This is a genomic window from Actinotalea fermentans (genome assembly GCF_007991475.1).
Lineage (GTDB): Bacteria > Actinomycetota > Actinomycetes > Actinomycetales > Cellulomonadaceae > Actinotalea > Actinotalea fermentans.
Map to the genome: position 1 here is coordinate 266809 of NZ_BJYK01000004.1, position 14114 is coordinate 280922.

Sequence of the window (14114 nt, forward strand, 5' to 3'; positions counted from 1 at the left end):
GCGTGTGCTGCGTGACGTTCGGGTGTCCCCATGGTAGTCGGCTAATGACACGCGTGTCATTAGCGCGCGTGTCGTCCCGGGCGCCGGCGCTACTCTCCCGACGTGCCCAGGCTCCCGCTCGACCAGCTCGTCGCACCGGACTGGGCCCGCGCTCTCGCGCCCGTCGAGCCGCGGCTGCGCGCCATCGGCGACGCGCTACGGGCCGAGGTGGCTGCCGGCCGCCGCTACCTGCCCGCGCCCGACGCCGTCCTGCGCGCCTTCGCCCGCCCCCTCGCGGAGGTGCGCGTGCTCGTCATCGGGCAGGACCCCTACCCGACGCCGGGACACCCGGTGGGGCTCTCGTTCTCCGTCGCACCGCACGTGCGCCCGCTCCCCCGCTCGCTGCAGAACATCTACCGCGAGCTGACCGACGACGTCGGCGGGAACCCTGGGCCGACCGGTGACCTCACGGGGTGGGCCGAGCAGGGCGTGCTGCTGCTCAACAGGGTGCTCACCGTGGGCGAGGGGAACCCCGGTTCGCACCGGAACCTGGGCTGGCAGGAGATCACCGACCGCGCCGTGGCGGCGCTGGTCGAGCGCGGCGGCCCGTTGGTCGCCGTGCTGTGGGGGCGGGACGCGCAGCAGGTCGCCCCGGCGCTGCGGGGCGTGCCCGTCGTCGCGAGCGCACACCCCAGCCCGATGTCCGCCGACCGCGGCTTCTTCGGCTCACGGCCGTTCTCGCGCGTCAACGCGCTGCTGGCCGACCAGGGCGCGGGCCCCGTCGACTGGTGCCGTCAGGCTCCCCCAACGGCCGGCGGCGGTCCGTCCCCACGTCCCACCGCCGGCCACGAGTGAGGGCTATGCCTCCGCACCGCTGAGCACGACGGCCACTCCGGCCACGTGCTCGGCTGACACCGGCGAGGTCGCCGGCACCTCGACGCGAACCTGTTCCCCAGCCACCACCGTGGTCATCTCGGCGAGCGTGGCCCCCCCGGGCCCGTTGAGGGAGACAGTGACGTCCCATCCCTCGCACCGCGCATCCAGCCCCGACAGCAGGGCGGCGGTGACGCCGTATCCCATCAGTGTGGCGTCGTAGGCCACGTCGTAGTCCACTGACACCGAGGACGAGCTGCACTGCTCGTTCTCGCTACCACCCACGAGGATCTCGAGCGGATCCCCAGCGGCGCCGGCCGCGGACGCGGTCCGCACGCCGAACGCAGCAAGGCCGACCAGCGCAACCGCTGCGACCTTTCGTGCTGCTCGGGTGTTCATCCGGTACCCCTCCATGGGTTCCTGAGATTGCTTCCTGGCTTCTGCACCTGTGCTCCGGACCTCCTGTCCGGTGCCACCTGCGCGCACGCAGGCGAGTGCCCCGTGGGGCCTAAGGTGTGTTGTGGAAGCCGGCGAAGGCATGCCGCGAGGGGCGCCTTGCCGGGGGGCTGGTCCACTGCCAGTTGGCGTTCATCGGAACCCTGTCGTTCGGTAGCCCGGCTGACTACGTGAGTCCCGTGGCTTTGCGTCCCCACCTCGCGGTGGGTTTGCCGTTATCGCTGACCTGTTCAGGATGACCGTCCGGGGCCGTCGCGTCCAGGCCCTTCACCCGGACGCCGTGTCCGGATTGGCCCGCCTCGTGCTCAAAGGGGCAGACTGCCGGGGTGGATTTCACCCGCACGGCCGCCTCACACGGGACGCCGACGGGTCGGGGGACACCACGGTGGCGTCGCTACGTCGCGCTCGGGGACTCGTTCACCGAGGGCCTGTGGGACGTGCCGGACGGCGTCGACCCGGCCGTCCGCGCGTCGGCCGGCGACGTCGGCGCGCTCGTGGAGGTCCCCTGCCGGGGCTGGGCCGACCTGCTCGCCGCGCACCTCGCCGAGCGGTCCGCGGCCGATGGCGGCGCCGGGGACGGCCGCGACGACGAGCCGTTCCGCTACGCGAACCTGGCCGTCCGGGGCCGGCTCCTGGGCCCGATCGTGCGCGAGCAGGTGCCGGCTGCCGTCGAGCTCGGGCCCGACCTGGTCAGCCTCGTCGGCGGCGGCAACGACATCCTGCGCCCAGGCGTCGACCCCGACGCCCTGGCGGCGATGCTGGAGGGCGCGGTCGCCGGTCTGCGCGCCGCAGGCGTGGACGTGCTCCTGGCGACCGGGTTCGACACGGTGCACAGCCCGGTGATCCGCCGCACGCGCGGCCGGACGGCGGTCTTCAACGCCCACGTCTGGACCATCGCCAACCGGCACGGCGCCCACGTCCTGGACATGTGGGGCATGCGTTCGCTGCACGACTGGCGCATGTGGGCCGACGACCGGATCCACCTCACGACGGACGGCCACCGCCGGGTCGCGCAGGCCGCGCTCGTCGCGCTCGGCCTGCCGCCCGACGACGAGCGCTGGGACGACCCGCTCGCGCCCCTGCCCCCGCTCCCGCGGGCCGCGCGCGTGCGCGCCGACGCCGCGTGGCTGCGCACGCACGCGTCACCGTGGCTCGCGCGACGCCTGCACGGACGCTCGTCCGGCGATGCGAGGGCGCCCAAGCGACCGACGCTGGAGCCCGTCGGCTGAGCACGGGCGGCGGGGCAGGCGCGCGGACGATCACTCCGCGCAGAGCGTGAAGGTGATGCCCTGCCCGTCGCGGATGCCGTAGTTGCCCCAGTGGCTTCCGCTGACACGCCAGACGTTCCCCGGAAGCTGCTGGAGGGTGTAGGCCCCTCCACTCGCGTACACGCGTTGATACGTGTTCGGAGGCGTGTTCGCGAGGGCGACGGCTGCGGACATCTCGACGTCCGCGCGCCAGCCGGCGTAGAAGAGCGGCGTCCCCGTCACCGACACCGACGTCGTGACGCAGGCGTTCCACGGGTTCCCCGTGACGGGCCCCTGGATCACCGTGTAGGTGAGCGCCGGGTCGTACTGCGGGGCCGGCGTGCTGTAGTGGCAGACGGTGAACGACAGCGCGGGGTCGGTGCTGCGCAGCTTCTTGTAGTTGCCGGTCCCGACGATCGTGACCTTGCCCGCATCAGGGTTCGCGGCGAACGCGACCTTCTGGGCGTCGGCACCCTGGATCTGGTAGCCCGAGGTTGCCCCGTTGAACGGCCGCTGACCGATGTTCAGGTCGACGGCCCAGTCCTTCTGGGACGTCTGGTTCGTCGTCGAGACGGTGACGTCCACGCAGAACTGCTGACCGACGACCACGGACGTCCACGTCACCGAGCGAAGATCCGTCTCCGGGGTCCCCGGGGTGATCGGACCGGTCACCGGCGGCTGGGGCGAGTAGGTCCACGTGGTGGCGATTGACCACCCCGCGACGACGGCCGAGACGGGGTTGCCGGTCGACGGCGGCGTGAAGGAGCCGCTGAGATCGAGCGGCGTCACGGTGCCCGCGACCGGTGCGGAGGCGATGCTCGCGGTCCGCACCTGTGCCCCGTCGAGGACCATCAGGTCGATCCGCTTGCCGACGCACGCCGACGGCCAGGTGGCCGGCGTCGTCACCTCGATCCAGGTAGCCGTGCCAGCGACGGCATCGGTGGTCACGGCGAGCGTCTGCCCGGCACACGGGTTCGTCGCGGACGCGACCGAGATCTGCCCGCCGTTCACCTGGAGCTGGGCGGCGTTGCCGACGACGACGGCCGTCGCCGCCACGACCGTCGAGACGGCGAGGACGATGCCCGCCCGGAGCGCGTTCCTCACGAGTGCATCACCACGTCGACGCGGACGATCGACCGCGTGCCCACGGCCGGGAACGAGCCGGTCCTGAACGCGGTCGAGGGCACCTGGCCCGTGACCTCCACGATCGGGCCGGAGGCACCGATGACGCTGAGCCGGTACTGCTGGCCGACGCAGTTGGGGTTGATGCCGCTGAGGTCGACGGCCGTGGTGGTGAAGCCGGAGCCGGTCGGCTGGCTGACCAGGGCGGCGGTCACCGGCGCCTGGTTCTGGCACGACGTCACGGCGGCCGAGCCGGCGGCGAGCGACGTGCTCACGACGCCGAGGCTCGCCGCGGAGGCCGCCCCCAGGCCGAGCGTCGCCACCGCCGCGACCGCGACGGCCGCGAGTCGGCGGGGGCGGGGAGTGGTCGTCCCGAGGCTGCGCCAGGCAGCACGAAGGCCCGCCGGGTGGCGCGGACTGCGCGTCACGGGGCCTCCTTCGGGGCGGTGTCTCAGGCGCCCTCCCGCGGTGCGCGGGGGGCGGTGGGGGGAGTGCAGTACTGGTGCTGGTGCTCGGTCCTGGCGCTACGTCAGACGAGCGCCGTCACCGGCGGCTCGTCCGACTCGGCATCGGGCTCGGCCTCGGCGACCTCTCGCTCGGCGTCGGCCACCAGAGCGGCGAGCTCGCCGTCCTCGTCCTGGCCGTCCGTCTCCGGGTCCTCGTCCTCGGGCTTGCCCGGCCAGACGACCACGGCGAGCGCGATGACGAGGAGCGAGATCCAGGTCAGCGGGCTGAGCAGGATCGAGGCGAACTTCCCGACCTGCGGCAGGTGCAGCACCGCCGAACCGAGGATCTGGTCGCCCTTCGGGTTCCACGGGTCCAGGAAGTCGTTGTTGTCACCCTGGACCACCCAGCCGTCGTCGGCGTTGCCGTCGACGATGCGGTGGATCACCCTCGCGCCGCCCACGTCGGGCGGCGTGTAGACGATGACGTCACCGACGTCGACGGGCCCGCACCGGGAGACGACCAGGTCACCCGTGTAGTACGTCGGCTCCATCGAGTGACCGGACACGATCGTCAGGGTCGTGCAACCGCCCAGCGAGCTGGGCCACAGGAGCCACCCGACGACGAGAGCCCCGACGAGCCAGAGCGCGCTCGTGGCGAGCCCGAGCAGGCGGCGCGGCACTGCCGCGCCGCCCTGCTCTGAGCCCTCACGTGCGACCACGATCCCGTGGGCCTCGACGACGTCAGTGGATGACGACGGCCGCCGACACCACCGACTCGACCGAGACGGCCGACTCGAGCGTGAAGGTGTAGGCCGTGCTGCCGGCGACGACCGTCTGCTCAGCACCGCCGCTCACGTCCTGCACCGTCACGCCGACCTGCTGGCCGAGGCACTTGCCGGCGGCGTTGTCGACGTCGTTGACCGTCACCTGCGTGACCTCGTCGCCGACGACCGTGTACGTGAGGTTCACGGCGTCGTCGCAGCTGGTCACGATCGTGCTGCCGGCGCTGAGGCTGGCCGAGTTGACGTCCAGGGTGGCAGCAGCGGCGAGGGAGAGACCGGCGATGCCGATGACGGCGAGACCGGCGGCGGCAGCCTTACGGCGCGTGGAAGCCATGGATGTGTCCTTCTGTCGGGTGCGGGTGGGTAGCCCGCAGCGGGGGGTCGCCGGTGGGGGCCGGCCGCTCGCGCACCGGAACCTGGGGAGGGAACCGGGCGTGCGAGTCACCTTCGATTGTGATGGATTCCGCCCGTTGGTGGGGCACACGAATGCCTCTTCACCCGCTCACGGAACCGCTTTTCACCCGCTCGAAACCCATGTCGTTCTTTCCGCCGCCTCGCCCTCTGCGCGCGTGGGGCGAGGTCTGCGACGCGCCGCGCATCGGACGGCGCATTCTGGAGCGGTCGAGCCGTGCCATCACCCGTCATTTTGCACGTCACTCAGGTCACACATCTCGGAGCCGCCTGTCGGATTCGAACCGACGACCGTCCGCTTACAAGGCGGGTGCTCTACCACTGAGCTAAGGCGGCACAGGGGCCGGGCGACGCATCGCCCGGCCCCTCAGTCTGCCAGGGTGCCTCAGCCGCGGGCGTCGTCGATCGCCTGGCGCAGCGCCTCCTCGACGCGCCAGTCGACCGTGTCGCCGAGGGGCTCGCCGTTGAGGCGGATCGACGGCGTGGCCAGACGCCCGTCGTACAGGTTGCGGGCCGCGTCGGTGACCTGGCCGACCCACCAGGTGTACGTGCCGTCCGCGATGGCCGCGGCGGCCTCCTCCGGCACCCCGGCGGTCCGGGCGATGTTCGCGATCTCCTCGTCGCTCAGGCCCGCCGTGCCCTCGGCCGGCTGGCTGGCGAACAGCGCGGTCTCGAAGTCGAGGTAGGCGTCGGGCGCCAGGTCGGCGACGGTGTAGAGCGCCTGCGCCGCGCGCGTCGAGTAGCGCGTGCTCGACTGGTTGTCGAGGTTGCCGACCACGCGGTGGTCGACGACGACCTCGCCGGCGAGCCGCATCTCGTCGAGCACCGGCATCGCGGCCTCCTCGAACACCGCGCACCACGGGCAGATCGGGTCGGAGTACACGGTCACCACGACGGCGTCACCGAAGGCGCCGACCGGCCACTCCTCCGACGCGTCGGCCGGCGGGGTGACGATGCCGTCCGCGTCCATGACGATGCCGCCCCCGCCCGCGGCGGCGAACGGCGGCTGGACCTGCGCCGAGGCCGGCACGTCGTCCTTGCCGCCCTGGTTCAGGATCACCACGACGAGCACGATGAAGCCGACGAGCACCGCCGCGGCGGCCGTGATGGCGATGGTGCGGTTGCGCTTGGCCTTCCGCTCCTGCTCGGCGCGCAGGGCCAGGGCGGCCTGACGGGCCTCGTCCCGGCGCGCGGCCTTGGTGGGACGGTCAGTCGGGGACATCGGAGCTCCTTCCGGGCGCGTTCGCGCCGGCGTCATCGGTGTGGTCGAGCGTGTGGTCGAACAAGGTGTCGCTGGTGTCGCTGAGGTCGCGGTCCAGGACCGCGGGGTGGAGCGCGCCGTCGAGCGACAGGCGCGAGGTGGGCCACCACGTCAGCAGCGCGGCGAGGACCAGGAGCCCGAGGTCGCGCAGCAGGTCGGGCAGGTAGTTCGTCTCGGCCGGGTCCACCGGGCCGCCGCCGCCGAAGCAGCCGCAGTCGATGGCCAGGCCGCGCGCCCACGCCGAGGCGATGCCGATCGTGAAGGCGACCAGCAGCAGGCCGAAGCCCGCGGCCGCCCACCGGGTCGCCAGTCCCGTGATGAGCAGCAGGCCGAGGAGCACCTCGGCGAACGGCAGGACGTGACCGACGACGTCGGCCACGCCGTCGGGCAGGAGGTCGTAGGCGCGGACGGCCCAGACGGACTCGTCGAGGTCGCCGAGCTTGATCGCGCCGGCGTAGAGGGCCACGCCACCGAGCAGGAGGCGCGCCGCCGTCGCCGCCCAGGCTCGCCACGCGGGCGCGGCGGAACGGGGACGGACGGGATTCGTGGGTGGGGACAGTGCAGTCGAGGTCGTGGACACGGTGGTGCTCCGGGGTCGCAGGAGTGCGCGCCGGGGCGCGCGGGGGTCAGGCGAGCCCGACCTCGGGCGGCCCCCGCCACCACGGTCCCCCGGCGACCGCGCGGCTGCGCGGCGCGACGACGGGGACGTCCACCGCGACCAGCCGCGGCACCGGCAGGGCGACCGGCTCGGCCGGCCGCGGCCGCAGGCTGCGCACGACGCCGACCGCCACCCGCACCAGCCGGTGCAGGCGCGACGCCAGACCGACGCCCACGCCCGCGCCCACGAGGTGCGCGAGCAGGACCGGCAGGGCGATCGCGACGACGACGCCGATGGCGCGCTGCCCGTCACCGACGCCGTAGCCGGACGGGCATGCCGCGTCCTCGCGCAGCAGGGCGAGCGTCACGCCGAACCGGCCGAGCGAGCCGGCGGTGACGCACTGGTGCACCATGAGGGCACCCTGCTGGAGCAGGACGACGGCGCCCGCGCCGAGCAGCGCGAGCGCCGAGAGCACGGGCCAGAGCGCGGCGCCGGACCGGCGCACCCGCATGGCCCCTGCAGTCATGCGGCAACCATACGCGTCAGCCCAGCCTGGGGTGACCGCCCAAGGGCCACCAGACCACGTCCTGCCCGAGCATGGCCATGGCCAGCACGACGGCGACCACCACCCCGACCACGACGGCCGCCAACGCGCCCCACGGCCCCGGGGCGATCGTGGCGAGCGCGCGGCGCGCGCCGTCGCGATGCGTCCGCGCCATGGGCCCGAACCAGACCATCGCGAGCCCGATGGCGGCCATCACGCCCACCCAGGCCCGGCCGACCCAGGGCAGGTTGCCGCGCAGCAGCCCGGACCCCTGCCCCGGCACGAGCGGGGCGATGGTCCAGTGGCCCGCCTCGATCAGCCACCAGGTCACCCCGCCCACGAGCACGACGACGGCGCCGCCCACCACGAGCACCGGGACCACCCCGAGCGTGCCGCGCACCAGGTACCACGGCCAGGTCACGACGGCGCGGACCCGGTCGCTCGGCCGCGCCCCCCGCCGGGCCCGACGCCGCTCGAGCGCCTCCGCGTCGAGCTCGACGCTGCGCAGCAGGGCCGCCACGACGAGCGCCACCGCGAAGGCGGCACCCGGCCGCGCCAGGCCGAGGGCAAGGAACGGCAGCGCGAGGGCGGCCACCGTCCCGGTCCTGCGCGCGGGCGGCGTCGGGTAGAAGTCCGGCTCGGGCAGCCGCCGGTCCTCGTCGTAGCCCTCGTCGTCCTCGTCGTACGCCTCGTCGTCGTACTCGTCGTACTCCTCGTACGCCTCGTCGCCGTAGGCCTCGTCGACCTCGTCGTCGACCTCGTCGTCGTACGCCTGGTCGTCGACCTCGTCGACCTCGTCGGCGCCGAGCCGGGCGGCGTCGTCGTCCGCCGTCCAGGTGTCCGGGAGGACGCGCGTGGTGGAGAGCCCCGTCGCGAGGTCGGCCGGGGCGCCCACCGCGGTCACGACGACGGCGGGGTCGGCCTCCTCGTCGGCGCGCTCGTCCGCGTCCGCCACGAGGACGGCCGTCACGCCCGCGTCGTCCGCCTGCACGCTCTCGGCGTCGTCGTCGGCCGCGCTGTCGCTCTCGGGGGCGTCGGCGGCGAGCTGCTCGAGCGCCGCGACGACGTCGTCAGGGCCGGTGCGCTGGGCCGGGTCCACCGCGAGCGCGCCACGCAGCGCGTCCGCGAGCACGCTCGGCAGGCCCGCGAGGTCGGGGTCGCCCGCGCGCACCCGGGTGAGGACGGTGCCGATGGTCCCCTTGCCGAACGGCGGCCGACCGGTCGCGGCGAACGTCAGGACGGCCGCCCAGCCCCACCAGTCGCTGTCCCGGGTGGGCGCCTCGCCGTCGAGCAGGTCGGGCGACACGTAGCCCGGCGTGCCCGTGACCAGCCCGGTCGACGTCATGCGGGCGTCCTCGACGGCCTGGGCGAGCCCGAAGTCGATGAGCACCGGCCCGTCCGCGGTGACCATGACGTTGCCCGGGGTCAGGTCCCGGTGCAGGACGCCGGCCGCGTGCACGACGTCGAGCGCCTCACGCAGGCGGGAGCCGAGGAGCAGCAGGTGCTCCGGCGGCAGCGCGCCGCTGCGCGAGACGTGCCGCGCCAGGTCGCGACCCGGCACGAGCTCCGTGACGACGAACGCCTCGGTCGACTCGATCTCCGCGTCGAGGACCCGGGCGACGCCCGCGTGGCGGACCTTCTGCAGGGACGCGACCTCGCGGCTCAGCCGCTCGCGCGCCTCGGGGTCGTCCAGGTGCGCGTGCAGCAGCTTGAGTGCGACGACCCGGCCGTCGCCGTCGCGCGCCTTGTACACAGCACCCATGCCGCCGCGGCCGAGCGCGCCGAGGATGCGGTAGCCGCCGACCTCCTCCGGCAACGCCCCCGGCGCCCCCGGGGCCGGCGGGGCGGACGGCGCCGTCGGGGAGGTCGTCCGAGCGGCGGCCGCGGTGCCCTGCGCGGCGGCCTTGGCGGTCTTCGCGGCCTTCCCGGACGCCCGGAGGGACGGCGCGCGGCCGGCGGCCGACGACGTCCGACCGGTGGCGCTCGCGCGCTGCTTCCGCGGCGGCTCGGGCGCGGCGGGTTCGTCGGCCGCCTCGGGCTCAGCCTCCGGCCTCGGCGCGGGGTCCGCCGGCGGGATCACCGGCGGCGCCTCCGACGTCGGCGCATCGTCCGTGGGCGGGTCGTCCGCAAGCCTGTCGTCGACAGCGGGCGTCGCGTCGTCGGGCGGGTCCAGAGCAGGCGTGGCGGGCGCGGGCGCGCTCGCGGCCGGCGGCTTGGCCTTCGGGCGTCGGGGCGGCCGCGCTGCCTTCGTCCGCCTGGCCGCCTTCGCCGGCTGGGGCGGCGTGCTCTCGGCCGGACCGGCGTCGTCCGCGGAGCTCACGGCCTCCGCGGGACCGGCGTCGTCCGCCGGCTGCTCCGCCTCGGACCCCTCCGCCTCGGACCCCTCCGCCTCGGACCCCTCCTCGGCGGACCCCTCCTCGGCGGGCGCGTCCTCGGCGGGCGCGTCCTCGGCAGCGCCGGCCTCACTCACAGCGACCGCGATCGGGGCGTCCTCGGTCACCGGCCCATCGGTCGGAGCGTCCTCGGCAGGGGCGGTCTCGACCGCCGCCGCGGGCTCGTCCGAGGGGGGCGAGCCGGACTCGGCGGACGCCGGCGTGGCGGCGGCGGCAGGCGGGCGCCCGGCGCCGCGCTTCTTGCGTGCGCCCGCTGCTCCCGATGCCCCCGCCCTCGCCACGACGGCCACCGTAGCGGGGGCAGGCCGCACGTGTGCCCGGACCGCGCCGGGCGAGCCCAAGGCCGCGCCGATAGGGTCGTCGTGGGAAGCCTGGAGGGGGGCGCGCGTGGCCTACGAGCTGGTCGTGGTGGCCAACCGGCTGCCGGTGGACATCTCCGTGGCGGCCGACGGGACGCAGAGCTGGCAGCGATCGCCCGGCGGCCTCGTCAGCGCCCTGGAGCCGGTCATGTCCGAGGCCCACGGGGCCTGGATCGGGTGGTCCGGCTCCCCCGACCTCGAGGCCGAACCCTTCGAGGCCGACGGCGTGCACCTGGTGCCTGTCACCCTGTCCGCGGACGAGGTGGCCGACTACTACGAGGGTTTCGCCAACGACACGCTGTGGCCGCTCTCGCACGACGTCATCAGCCCGCCCGTCTACCACCGGCGCTGGTGGGACGCGTACCGGCGCGTGAACCGGCGCTTCGCGGCGGAGGCCGCGCAGGAGGCCGCCCAGGGCGCGACCGTCTGGGTGCACGACTACCAGCTGCAGCTCGTCCCGGCGATGCTGCGCGAGCTGCGGCCGGACCTGCGGATCGGCTACTTCCACCACATCCCGTTCCCGCCGCTGGAGATCTTCGCCCAGCTCCCCTGGCGGCGGCAGGTGCTCGAGGGCCTGCTCGGCGCCGACCTGGTCGGCTTCCAGCGCACCGGCGACGCCGGCAACTTCATCCGCACCGTGCGCCGCTTCACCGACCTCACGACGCGCGGCGCGGTCATCACGGTCCCCGGGCCGGACGGGCGCGAGCGGCAGGTCCGCGCGTCGGCCTTCCCCATCTCGATCGACTCCGCGCGGTTCGACGCGCTCGCGCGCACGCCGGAGGTGCGCGCCCGGGCCCGGGAGATCCGCGCGGACCTCGGTGACCCCGGCGTGGTGCTCCTCGGCGTCGACCGGCTCGACTACACCAAGGGCATCCGGCACCGGATCAAGGCCTACGGGGAGCTCCTCGAGGAGGGCCGGCTGTCCGTGCCCGACACCGCGCTCGTCCAGGTCGCCAGCCCCAGCCGGCAGAACGTCGAGGCCTACCAGCAGCTGCGCGAGGAGGTCGAGGTCCTCGTCGGGCGCATCAACGGCGAGTTCGGCCGCATCGGCGCCACGCCGATCCACTACCTGCACCACTCCTACCCGCCGGAGGAGATGGCCGCGCTGTACCTGGCGGCGGACGTCATGCTCGTGACGTCCCTGCGGGACGGCATGAACCTCGTCGCCAAGGAGTTCGTCGCGGCGTGCGTCGACGACCGCGGCGTGCTCGTCCTGTCGGAGTTCACGGGCGCCGCCGACGAGCTCTCGGGGTCGCTGCTGGTCAACCCGCACGACATCGACGGCCTCAAGGACGCCATCGCGCACGCCACCCGCATGGACGGCCGCGAGATGCGCTCCCGGATGCGCAAGCTCCGCCGGCGCGTGCTCGCCGACGACGTGCGCAAGTGGTCCCAGAGCTTCCTGCGCACGCTCGAGACGGCCCCCCGGGTGCCGCTGCGATGACGACGCCCGGGCCCGTCACCTCGGAGGTGCTGCACGAGCTGGCGGCCGGCGTGCGCCGCGGCGCGACGCTCGTCGCGCTCGACTTCGACGGCGTCCTCGCCCCGCTGGTGGACGACCCGGCCGAGAGCCGCGCCCTGCCGGCGTCGTCCGCGGCGCTGGCGCACCTGGCCGCGGCGTCCGTGCCGCTCGCCCTGGTCTCCGGGCGGGCGCTCGAGGACCTGTGGGTCGTGGCGCGGCCACCGGTGGGTGCGCACCTCGTCGGCGGGCACGGCGCCGAGCACGGCCACGCGACGGCCGACGGCCTCGTCCGGGAGCCGCTCGCGCTGCCGCCGGAGGCCGCCCGCACCCTCGAGGAGCTCGCCGCGGCGCTCGAGGCGCTCGTGGCCGGCACCACGGCGCGGGTCGAGCACAAGCCCGCCTCCGTCGTCCTGCACACGCGCACCGCCGCCCCCGACGACGCCGCCCGCCTCACCCGGGCCGCCGCGTCCGCCGGGCACGACGCCGGCGTGGACGTCCTGGCCGGCAAGGACGTCGTCGAGCTCTCCGTGCTGGACGTGTCCAAGGGCGAGGCCCTGCGCGGCCTGCGGGACCGGCTCGGCGTCGCCCAGGTCTTCTACGCCGGCGACGACGTCACCGACGAGCGCGCGTTCGCCGCGCTCGAGCCGCAGGACGTGACGGTCAAGGTGGGCCCGGGCCCGACGGCGGCCCGGCACCGCGTGGCCGACCCCGCCGCCGTCGCCGCCCTGCTCAGCGACCTCGCCGCGCTGGTCGCGGCACCGCCGGCCGCCCCCTGACGCCCGGGGCCGCGGCGGGCGTGGCTACCGCGCGACGCGGCCGCGGAGCTGCCAGATCGTGACCTTCGGGCCGTCCCCAGGCCGGGGTGACTGTGGCACCATGAGCGGGTCGCACGGGCGAGGAGGTCCGCCGGTGCCGCGCGAGCGGACCGGACGGACCGAGCCGCACGTGTCGGTGCCACCCGGCACCCCCGACTCCACTCGGATCGTCCGGCACGTACCTGCCGGTGGAGGGAATGCAGCATGGCAACCGTGACCTTCGACAAGGCCACCCGCATCTACCCGGGGACCGAGCGTCCCGCCGTCGACTCGCTCGACCTGCACATCGAGGACGGCGAGTTCCTCGTCCTCGTCGGCCCGTCGGGCTGCGGCAAGTCGACGTCGCTGCGGATGCTCGCCGGCCTGGAGGACGTGAACTCCGGCCGGATCCTCATCGGCGACCGCGAGGTCACCGACGTGCAGCCCAAGGACCGGGACATCGCGATGGTGTTCCAGAACTACGCGCTGTACCCGCACATGACCGTCGCCGACAACATGGGCTTCGCCCTGAAGATCGCCGGCGTGCCGAAGGCCGACATCCGTAAGCGCGTCGAGGAGACCGCGAAGATGCTCGACCTGACCGAGTACCTGGACCGCCGCCCGAAGGCGCTGTCCGGTGGTCAGCGTCAGCGCGTCGCCATGGGCCGCGCCATCGTGCGTCAGCCGCAGGTCTTCCTCATGGACGAGCCGCTGTCGAACCTCGACGCCAAGCTCCGCGTCCAGACGCGCTCGCAGATCGCGTCGCTCACCCGCCGCCTCGGCGTCACCACGGTCTACGTCACGCACGACCAGACCGAGGCCATGACGATGGGCGACCGGATCGCCGTGCTCAAGGACGGCATCCTCCAGCAGGTCGGCGACCCGCGTGACCTCTACGACCGTCCGAACAACGTCTTCGTCGCGGGCTTCATCGGCTCGCCGGCGATGAACATCGGCTCGTTCCAGGTGGTCGAGGGTGGCGCGCAGCTGGCCAACACCCGCATCCCGCTGGCCCGCGAGGTCCTCTCCAAGATCGTCCCCGAGGACCGCGGCCACGTGACCGTCGGCTTCCGCCCCGAGGCGCTCGACGTCGTCAGCCAGGCGACCGAGGGTGCGATCCCGATCAAGGTCGTCCTCGTCGAGGAGCTCGGCGCCGACGCCCTCGCCTACGGCGAGCTGGTCATGGGCGGCGCTGCCGCTCGCGAGATCCACTCGGGCGCCGGCGAGGCGCAGATCATCGTGCGCGTCGACCCGCGCACCCCGCCGCGCAAGGGCGACACCATCTGGGTGGCGATCCGTCACGGCGAGCTCCACGCGTTCGCGGCCTCGACGGGCGAGCGCCTGAACTGACCCCAGCAACACGGAGGGCGGGGCGGCGGTTGCCGTC

General features: G+C 74.4%; 14 protein-coding genes, 1 tRNA gene and 1 riboswitch. Of the genes, 5 read left to right on the top strand and 10 right to left on the bottom strand.

The genetic code is table 11. From position 1 onward, the window contains the following. Nucleotides 1-102 precede the first annotated feature (102 nt). The gene (locus AFE02nite_RS08525) at nt 103-834 is read left to right on the top strand and encodes a uracil-DNA glycosylase (RefSeq protein WP_052113699.1); all 732 of its coding nucleotides are present in this window, start codon (nt 103-105) and stop codon (nt 832-834) included. A gap of 3 nt (nt 835-837) precedes the next feature. On the opposite strand, the gene AFE02nite_RS08530 is transcribed toward AFE02nite_RS08525, so the two are convergent. Beyond that, nucleotides 838-1266 carry a hypothetical protein gene (locus AFE02nite_RS08530; RefSeq protein ID WP_034246372.1) on the bottom strand — a complete coding sequence of 143 codons (429 nt, stop codon included), beginning with the start codon at nt 1264-1266 and terminating at the stop codon, nt 838-840. 191 nt (nt 1267-1457) lie between these two features. Then, nucleotides 1458-1532: riboswitch (cyclic di-GMP riboswitch) on the bottom strand. Nucleotides 1533-1634: 102 nt separating this feature from the next. On the opposite strand from AFE02nite_RS08530, the gene AFE02nite_RS08535 reads away from it, so the two are divergent. Continuing rightward, complete coding sequence (locus AFE02nite_RS08535) at nt 1635-2537, top strand: SGNH/GDSL hydrolase family protein (protein WP_052113700.1); 903 nt, start codon at nt 1635-1637, stop codon at nt 2535-2537. 30 nt (nt 2538-2567) lie between these two features. On the opposite strand, the gene AFE02nite_RS08540 is transcribed toward AFE02nite_RS08535, so the two are convergent. The 9 genes from AFE02nite_RS08540 to AFE02nite_RS08580 all read right to left on the bottom strand — a co-directional run bounded on the left by AFE02nite_RS08540 (nt 2568) and on the right by AFE02nite_RS08580 (nt 10219). Beyond that, on the bottom strand, nt 2568-3659 hold the full coding sequence (locus AFE02nite_RS08540) for a hypothetical protein (RefSeq protein WP_034246375.1): 1092 nt from the start codon (nt 3657-3659) through the stop codon (nt 2568-2570). After that, nucleotides 3656-4105: a hypothetical protein gene (locus tag AFE02nite_RS08545; RefSeq protein ID WP_146819438.1), complete on the bottom strand. Its 450-nt coding sequence runs from the start codon at nt 4103-4105 to the stop codon at nt 3656-3658. The genes AFE02nite_RS08540 and AFE02nite_RS08545 overlap by 4 nt, the downstream gene beginning before the upstream one ends. A gap of 101 nt (nt 4106-4206) precedes the next feature. Further along, nucleotides 4207-4842: a signal peptidase I gene (locus AFE02nite_RS08550; RefSeq protein WP_146819439.1), complete on the bottom strand. Its 636-nt coding sequence runs from the start codon at nt 4840-4842 to the stop codon at nt 4207-4209. A 22-nt stretch (nt 4843-4864) separates the two neighbouring features. Then, complete coding sequence (locus tag AFE02nite_RS08555) at nt 4865-5239, bottom strand: hypothetical protein (RefSeq protein WP_034246380.1); 375 nt, start codon at nt 5237-5239, stop codon at nt 4865-4867. Between the two features lie 341 nt (nt 5240-5580). Continuing rightward, nucleotides 5581-5652, bottom strand: a tRNA-Thr gene (locus AFE02nite_RS08560). A 49-nt stretch (nt 5653-5701) separates the two neighbouring features. Beyond that, nucleotides 5702-6538 (bottom strand): DsbA family protein, encoded by an 837-nt coding sequence (locus AFE02nite_RS08565; RefSeq protein ID WP_034246382.1) that lies wholly within the window; start codon nt 6536-6538, stop codon nt 5702-5704. After that, entirely contained in the window at nt 6525-7157 is a 633-nt protein-coding gene (locus tag AFE02nite_RS08570; RefSeq protein ID WP_261765551.1) for a MauE/DoxX family redox-associated membrane protein, read from the bottom strand. The genes AFE02nite_RS08565 and AFE02nite_RS08570 overlap by 14 nt, the downstream gene beginning before the upstream one ends. Nucleotides 7158-7203: 46 nt before the next feature. Beyond that, a complete protein-coding gene (locus tag AFE02nite_RS08575; protein ID WP_146819441.1) occupies nt 7204-7701 on the bottom strand; it encodes a hypothetical protein in 498 nt (165 codons plus the stop codon). A gap of 16 nt (nt 7702-7717) precedes the next feature. Then, a complete protein-coding gene (locus AFE02nite_RS08580; protein WP_146819442.1) occupies nt 7718-10219 on the bottom strand; it encodes a serine/threonine-protein kinase in 2502 nt (833 codons plus the stop codon). A gap of 280 nt (nt 10220-10499) precedes the next feature. Here AFE02nite_RS08580 and AFE02nite_RS08590 point away from each other — a divergent pair, with 280 nt between their 5' ends. From AFE02nite_RS08590 to AFE02nite_RS08600, 3 genes are all read left to right on the top strand, one after another. Next, nucleotides 10500-11915 (top strand): alpha,alpha-trehalose-phosphate synthase (UDP-forming), encoded by a 1416-nt coding sequence (locus AFE02nite_RS08590; protein WP_034249842.1) that lies wholly within the window; start codon nt 10500-10502, stop codon nt 11913-11915. Further along, nucleotides 11912-12709: a trehalose-phosphatase gene (otsB, locus tag AFE02nite_RS08595; protein ID WP_146819443.1), complete on the top strand. Its 798-nt coding sequence runs from the start codon at nt 11912-11914 to the stop codon at nt 12707-12709. Before AFE02nite_RS08590 ends, otsB begins: the two co-directional genes overlap by 4 nt. Before the next feature lie 243 nt (nt 12710-12952). Beyond that, nucleotides 12953-14077 carry an ABC transporter ATP-binding protein gene (locus tag AFE02nite_RS08600; RefSeq protein ID WP_034248909.1) on the top strand — a complete coding sequence of 375 codons (1125 nt, stop codon included), beginning with the start codon at nt 12953-12955 and terminating at the stop codon, nt 14075-14077. Nucleotides 14078-14114 lie beyond the last annotated feature (37 nt).

Bases quoted from the DNA above. Each gene is read 5' to 3' on its own strand.
- AFE02nite_RS08530 (WP_034246372.1), bottom strand. From the start codon at position 1,266: ATGGAGGGGTACCGGATGAACACCCGAGCAGCACGAAAGGTCGCAGCG.
- AFE02nite_RS08565 (WP_034246382.1), bottom strand. From the start codon at position 6,538: ATGTCCCCGACTGACCGTCCCACCAAGGCCGCGCGCCGGGACGAGGCC.
- otsB (WP_146819443.1), top strand. From the start codon at position 11,912: ATGACGACGCCCGGGCCCGTCACCTCGGAGGTGCTGCACGAGCTGGCG.
- AFE02nite_RS08600 (WP_034248909.1), top strand. From the start codon at position 12,953: ATGGCAACCGTGACCTTCGACAAGGCCACCCGCATCTACCCGGGGACC.
- AFE02nite_RS08575 (WP_146819441.1), bottom strand. From the start codon at position 7,701: ATGACTGCAGGGGCCATGCGGGTGCGCCGGTCCGGCGCCGCGCTCTGG.
- AFE02nite_RS08555 (WP_034246380.1), bottom strand. From the start codon at position 5,239: ATGGCTTCCACGCGCCGTAAGGCTGCCGCCGCCGGTCTCGCCGTCATC.